The following is a 6740-nucleotide window of genomic DNA, read 5'->3' on the forward strand; positions in this document are numbered from 1 at the left end:
TCGCGCAGCAGCAGCGTGTAAGGCTCCAGGTCTTTCAGGCGCAGCGGTCCTTGCAGGCTCAAGGGGTGGTCGGGCGGCGCCACGGCGACAATCGGATTGTTGAGGAACGGCAGGAATTCGAGGCCCATGTCCTGAGGCACCATGGACATGATCACCAGGTCGTCACGGTTGTCCGACAGTCGGCGGATCACTTGGGCGCGGTTGACCACCGTCAGATGCAATTGCACCTCCGGATGCAGGCGCTTGAACGCGGCGAACAGGTGCGGCACGAAGTACTTGGCGCTGGATTCCACCGCCAGTTTCAACTGACCCTGCAGCGAGCCTTGCATGTCCGACAACTGCATATCGAGGTTTTCCAGGCGCCCGAAAATATCGCGGCTGGCCCGTTGCAGGGCTTCGGCCGCCTCGGTCATGTAGAGCTTCTTGCCGACGTAATCGAACAGTGGCTGGCCGATCAGCTCTTCCAACTGGCGAATCTGTAGGCTAACGGCCGGCTGGGTGAGGGACATTTCCTCAGCCGCACGGCTGTAGGAGCGCAAATCACACACTTCATTGAAAATCTGCAGTTGACGTAATGTCAGCCTCATCAATGACTTACGCATTTTTTAAAACCCCTCGGTCGCGTCTAATCGGCCAACTATAAGTCTTTACTTATGCACGGCCCAATAATTATTGATTTTTGTTAATCCCTCAACGGGCTTAGTGTGTGTCTCGCGACTGGCTTGAAACATTTAGTCACGCGCCGACCCGGGTCTAGCGGGTCGAAGAACGCAGCAATCGGCTCAAGGGAATTTCCAAGTGATAAAAAAGATCCTGATCGCCAACCGTGGTGAAATTGCCGTCCGAATCGTGCGTGCGTGCGCCGAGATGGGCATTCGCTCGGTCGCGGTCTATTCCGACGCCGACCGCCACGCGTTGCACGTCAAGCGTGCCGACGAGGCCCACAGCATCGGGACCGAGCCCTTGGCCGGTTACCTGAACCCGCGCAAGCTGGTGAACCTGGCCGTGGAAACCGGTTGCGATGCATTGCACCCTGGTTACGGCTTCCTGTCGGAAAACGCCGAATTGGCGGATATTTGCGCCGAGCGTGGGATTAAATTCATCGGTCCATCGGCGGAAGTGATTCGCCGCATGGGTGACAAGACCGAAGCGCGCCGCAGCATGATCAAGGCCGGCGTACCGGTCACTCCCGGCACGGAAGGCAACGTCGCCGACATCGCCGAAGCCCTCGTCGAAGGCGACCGTATCGGTTACCCGGTGATGCTCAAGGCCACCTCCGGCGGTGGCGGTCGCGGCATTCGTCGTTGCAACAGCCGCGAAGAATTGGAGCAAGCCTTCCCGCGTGTGATTTCCGAAGCCACCAAGGCCTTCGGTTCGGCGGAAGTGTTCCTGGAAAAATGCATCGTCAATCCCAAGCACATCGAAGCGCAGATCCTCGGTGACAGCTTTGGCAACGTGGTGCATCTGTTCGAGCGCGATTGCTCGATCCAGCGCCGCAACCAGAAGCTCATCGAAATCGCCCCGAGCCCGCAACTGACCCCTGAACAGCGCGCCTACATCGGCGACCTGTCGGTGCGCGCGGCCAAGGCCGTGGGTTACGAGAACGCCGGCACCGTGGAGTTCCTGCTCGCCGAGGGCGAGGTGTACTTCATGGAGATGAACACCCGGGTGCAGGTGGAACACACCATCACCGAAGAAATCACCGGGATCGACATCGTTCGCGAGCAGATCCGCATCGCCTCGGGCCTGCCGCTGTCGGTGAAGCAGGAAGACATCCAGCACCGTGGTTTTGCGTTGCAGTTCCGCATCAACGCCGAAGACCCGAAGAACAACTTCCTGCCCAGCTTTGGCAAGATCACCCGTTACTACGCGCCCGGCGGCCCCGGCGTGCGCACCGACACGGCGATCTATACCGGCTACACCATCCCGCCGTTCTACGACTCCATGTGCCTGAAACTGGTGGTGTGGGCGTTGACCTGGGAAGAAGCCATGGACCGTGGCCTGCGTGCCCTGGATGACATGCGCCTGCAAGGCGTGAAAACCACCGCCGCCTACTACCAGGAAATCCTGCGCAACCCGGAATTTCGCAGCGGCCAGTTCAACACCAGTTTTGTGGAAAGCCACCCCGAGCTGACCAACTACTCGATCAAGCGCAAACCCGAAGAGCTGGCCCTGGCCATCGCCGCCGCCATCGCCGCCCACGCAGGCCTGTGAGGAATATAACAATGAGCAAGAAGATCTTTGTCACCGACACCATCCTGCGCGACGCCCACCAATCGTTGCTGGCCACCCGCATGCGCACCGAAGACATGCTGCCGATCTGCGACAAGCTCGACCAAGTCGGCTACTGGTCCCTGGAAGTCTGGGGCGGCGCGACCTTCGACGCCTGCGTGCGCTTTCTGAAAGAAGACCCGTGGGAGCGCCTGCGCAAACTGCGCGCCGCGTTGCCTAACACCCGCCTGCAAATGCTGCTGCGCGGCCAGAACCTGCTGGGCTACCGCCACTACAGCGACGACGTGGTCAAAGCCTTCGTCGCCAAGGCCGCCGTCAACGGTATCGACGTGTTCCGCATCTTCGACGCGATGAACGACGTGCGTAACCTGCGCGTGGCCATCGAAGCGGTCAAAGCCGCCGGCAAACATGCCCAGGGCACCATTGCCTACACCACCAGCCCGGTACACACCATCGACGCGTTTGTGGCCCAGGCCAAGCAAATGGAGTCCATGGGTTGCGACTCGGTGGCGATCAAGGACATGGCCGGCCTGCTGACGCCGTATGCCACTGGCGAGTTGGTCAAAGCGCTGAAAGCCGAGCAGAGCCTGCCGGTGTTCATCCATTCGCACGACACGGCGGGGTTGGCCGCGATGTGCCAACTCAAGGCCATCGAAAACGGTGCCGACCACATCGACACCGCCATCTCCAGCTTCGCCTGGGGCACCAGCCATCCTGGTACCGAGTCGATGGTCGCGGCCCTTAAAGGCAGCGAATTCGACACCGGCCTCGACCTGGAACTGTTGCAGGAAATCGGCCTGTACTTCTATGCCGTGCGTAAGAAGTACCACCAGTTCGAAAGCGAATTCACCTCGGTCGACACCCGCGTGCAAGTCAACCAGGTGCCGGGCGGGATGATTTCCAACCTGGCCAACCAGCTCAAAGAGCAGGGCGCACTCAACCGCATGGGCGAAGTGCTGGCTGAAATTCCGCGCGTGCGTGAAGACCTTGGTTTCCCCCCGCTGGTCACCCCAACCTCGCAGATCGTCGGCACCCAGGCGTTCTTCAACGTGCTGGCCGGCGAGCGCTACAAGACCATCACCAACGAAGTGAAGCTCTACCTGCAAGGCGGCTACGGCAAGGCGCCGGGCACGGTGAACGAGCAACTGCGTCGCCAGGCCATCGGCAGCGAAGACGTGATCGACGTGCGCCCGGCCGACCTGCTCAAGCCGGAAATGACCAGGCTGCGCGGTGAAATCGGTGCGTTGGCCAAGTCTGAAGAAGATGTGCTGACCTACGCCATGTTCCCGGACATTGGCCGCAAGTTCCTCGAAGAACGCGACGCCGGCACCCTGACCCCTGAAGTGCTGCTGCCGATCCCGGAAGCCGGCGGCGTGGCCCGTGTCGGTGGCGAAGGCGTACCGACCGAGTTCGTCATCGACGTCCACGGCGAAAGCTACCGCGTCGACATCACGGGTGTCGGCGTGAAGGCTGAAGGCAAGCGTCACTTCTACCTGTCCATCGACGGCATGCCCGAAGAAGTGGTGTTCGAACCGCTCAACGAGTTCGTCGGCGGTGGCGGCAGCAAGCGCAAGCAAGCCACCGAGCCAGGCCATGTGAGCACCACGATGCCAGGCAATATCGTCGACGTGCTGGTCAAGCCAGGCGACGTGGTCAAGGCCGGCCAGGCGGTGCTGATTACTGAAGCGATGAAGATGGAAACCGAAGTGCAGGCAGCGATTGCCGGCAAGGTGACCGCCGTTCACGTGGCCAAGGGCGACCGGGTGAACCCTGGCGAAATCCTGATTGAAATCGAAGGCTGATCCAGCCTTCGACACTACCGCTTAATCCTCGGGGGAGCAGGTGCTCCCCTTTTTTTTGCGCGCCATTTGGCCGTCGGGTGCTGCGGGGGTCAGAACTTCATTTGCCACTGGCCCATCAGGCCCTGATTGCGGCTATGGTTGCCTGTTTCGTTGGCGTAGGTCAGGCCCACGGTGTGTTGCGGCGACAGTGCGAGGTCCAGGCCGGCCTCGACGTTCAGGCTATTGCGGTCCAGCGACGTGCCCTGGAGGGTAAAGCCGTCGCTTTGCACCGGCGTATAGCGAAAGGATTGGCGGACCTGGCTGTCGACATCGCCGTAGAGGTGTTTCCAACGGGTGCTGAGGTGGGGTGTCAGGCTCATCTGATTATCGAACCGATACAGCGACGCCAGGCGAAGGCCAAAAGTGCTGCTCAGATTCTGTTGGTTTTGTGAGCCGACGTTCAGCGCGCTCAGGCCACCCCGCTCCTTGAAACCGTCGCGGTGATAGCGCTGGTAACCGAGGCCGGCGAAGGGTTCCACGCTGAAATCCGCACTGCCCAATTGGTAACCCATTTCGGAGAAGACGGTTTGGCTGTGGGCGGTGTAATTACCCCTGAGCTGCTCGGCGTAATCGAGCAGCTTGACGCTGCGCTTGTTCTGCCCGTCATGGCTGCTGTAGATCGCCCCCAGGCGCAGGGCCAACGGGCCGTCCTGACGCACGGCGTAGCCGCCCAGGTGCCAGCTGTCGAGGTCGGCGGAGAAACGCTGGGCGTCGAGGTGGCTGCTGGATTTGGCGCCCATCACGCCGACACGCCAGGCGTGGTCCAGCGCCCAGTCGGCACCCAGCAACAGGCCTTGGGTGCCGTGTTTCAAGCCAGCGCTGCCGGCTTTTTTGTCGAGTGTGCCGTCGTTGCCCAGGCCCTTGACCCAGAAGTGGCCATCGTCGTCGGCGGGCAGGCTGCGCAGGATCGAAAGCAGTTGGGTGCTCAGTTGCTGTGTGCTGTTTTGGGTCGCGGCCGCGAGGTTGGCGTTCTGGCTGGCGGCCAATTGCTCAAGGGCCGCGCCAATGCCACCGGGATGATTGGCGAGCGCGGCATCGAACTTTTCCAACTCTTTGATCTGTTCGGAGGTCAGTTCGCCGGACTCCAGCAATTTAATCAGCGCGGGTTCCAGGGCCTTGGCGACCTGCAGGCCATTGTGCGTGGTGGCTTGCCCAGTGAGGTAACCGTCGATGGGTTCGGCTTTTTCAGGCGACGCGTCGGCCCACTCAGCATCAAGCGCGTCATAGGGTTGGAAATGATACGGCCGGTATTCGATATCGCCCCGCGCCTGGGCCTGTTGAAGGCTGGCGGCGCTGATCGCAAGCGCCATGACAAGTACAAGTCGTTGGTGTGTAAAGGACATGTGATCCCAACCTCTGATGAATGAGGCCGGAAATTTAGCGAGATGGCGGGGCGATAACTGTCAGGCTCTCGACCCCTGGTTTGCGGGAGTTGTCTCTAGTGCGGTGCGATTAAAAACTCATCTGAACAAGTCCTCACCCCCGTCGCACATACCCCTTGCCGTAATGCCGCTCCATGCGCGCCTGGATCAGTTCCAGGCCGAGGGACATCACCCAGTAAATAATCGCCGCCGTGGTGAGCATTTCGATATAGCGATAGCTGGAACGGCCGTAGGACTGCGCGAGGAACATCACTTCCCACACGCCCATCACCGAGATCAGGGACGAGTCCTTGAGCATTGAGATGAACTGGTTGGTGGCGGGCGGGATGATGGTGCGCATGGCCTGGGGCAGGGTGACGTGCCAGAAGATCACACTGTCGCGCATGCCCAGGGCCAGGGCGGCTTCCCGTTGGCCGTGGGGTACGCCGAGGATGCCGGCGCGGAAGATCTCGCTCAGGTAGGCGCCGTAGTTCAGCGACAGCGCGATGATCCCGGCGACGATGGCGCCCGGCACCAGGCCCAGTTGCGGCAGGCCCAGATAGATCAGCAGGATCTGGATCAGCAGCGGCGTACCGCGAAAGAACGAGGCATAGAAACTCGCGACGCCAAAGGCTACCGCGCTTTTCGACAGGCGCCCCAGTGCGGTGATAAAGCCCAGTACCGACGAAGCCGCGATTGAGCACAGGCACAGAAACAAGGTCAGCGCCGCGCCTTGCAGAAACCCGTTGGGTGCCAGATGCACGCCGACCAGATTGGGCAGCTTGTCGAGGATGATCGAGAACTTCAGGTCAAAGCTCAGGAAGAAACTGGCGAACAGGCAAAACAGCGCGGCCCAGGTCAGGTACAGGCGCGTGCGAAAACCGAAGAGTCGCTGTAGCCGCGACGCGCTTGTCGGCGGCTTGGGCGGAGTGGGGAATGCGGTCATTGGCTGATGTCGGCACCGATCCATTTTTGCGACAACTTGCTCAAGGTGCCGTCCTGTTTCAGTTGTGCAAAGACTTCACGGACTTTGCTGTCCCACTGCGGGTCGCCTTTTTCGATGGCCACCGAGTTGGGCTCGGCGTACAGCGCTTCGCCGGCCAGCTTGAAGCGCTTGTCCTGGCTCAGGCGCGGTTGGGCGGTGACCAGGTTGGTGAGGATCGCATCCAGGCGCACACCGGCGCCCAGGCCCAGGTCCTGGAAAGCCACGTTGTCGGTGTCATAGGGGGCAATCTGCACGTTCTCGAACGGGTACTGCAGTTGGGTGTCTTCGGCGCCTTCGATCACCAGGTTTTTGTTCAGGTAG

Annotated in this window: 6 protein-coding genes; 2 read left to right on the forward strand and 4 right to left on the reverse strand. The window is 61.0% G+C overall.

The annotated features are described in order from the left end of the window. The coding region (locus tag L9Z73_RS22665; protein ID WP_247405744.1) for a LysR family transcriptional regulator at positions 1-587 on the reverse strand (587 nt) is incomplete at its 3' end. Positions 588-798: 211 nt separating this feature from the next. Here L9Z73_RS22665 and L9Z73_RS22670 point away from each other — a divergent pair. After that, positions 799-2214 (forward strand): acetyl-CoA carboxylase biotin carboxylase subunit, encoded by a 1416-nt coding sequence (locus L9Z73_RS22670; RefSeq protein ID WP_247405728.1) that lies wholly within the window; start codon positions 799-801, stop codon positions 2212-2214. A gap of 11 nt (positions 2215-2225) precedes the next feature. Further along, complete coding sequence (gene oadA / locus L9Z73_RS22675) at positions 2226-4034, forward strand: sodium-extruding oxaloacetate decarboxylase subunit alpha (protein WP_247405731.1); 1809 nt, start codon at positions 2226-2228, stop codon at positions 4032-4034. Between the two features lie 89 nt (positions 4035-4123). Here the strand turns inward: oadA and L9Z73_RS22680 are convergent, their stop codons facing one another. The 3 genes from L9Z73_RS22680 to L9Z73_RS22690 form a co-directional block, all read right to left on the reverse strand. Beyond that, positions 4124-5416 (reverse strand): autotransporter outer membrane beta-barrel domain-containing protein, encoded by a 1293-nt coding sequence (locus tag L9Z73_RS22680; RefSeq protein ID WP_247405734.1) that lies wholly within the window; start codon positions 5414-5416, stop codon positions 4124-4126. A 133-nt stretch (positions 5417-5549) separates the two neighbouring features. Next, positions 5550-6380: an amino acid ABC transporter permease gene (locus tag L9Z73_RS22685; protein ID WP_247405737.1), complete on the reverse strand. Its 831-nt coding sequence runs from the start codon at positions 6378-6380 to the stop codon at positions 5550-5552. After that, positions 6377-6740 (reverse strand): transporter substrate-binding domain-containing protein (locus L9Z73_RS22690; RefSeq protein ID WP_247405741.1); only part of this gene is annotated, 364 nt, incomplete at its 5' end. The genes L9Z73_RS22690 and L9Z73_RS22685, both read right to left, overlap by 4 nt.

Origin of the sequence: Pseudomonas emilianonis, assembly GCF_023072625.1 — a bacterium.
GTDB classification, from domain to species: Bacteria; Pseudomonadota; Gammaproteobacteria; order Pseudomonadales; family Pseudomonadaceae; genus Aquipseudomonas; species Aquipseudomonas paraveronii.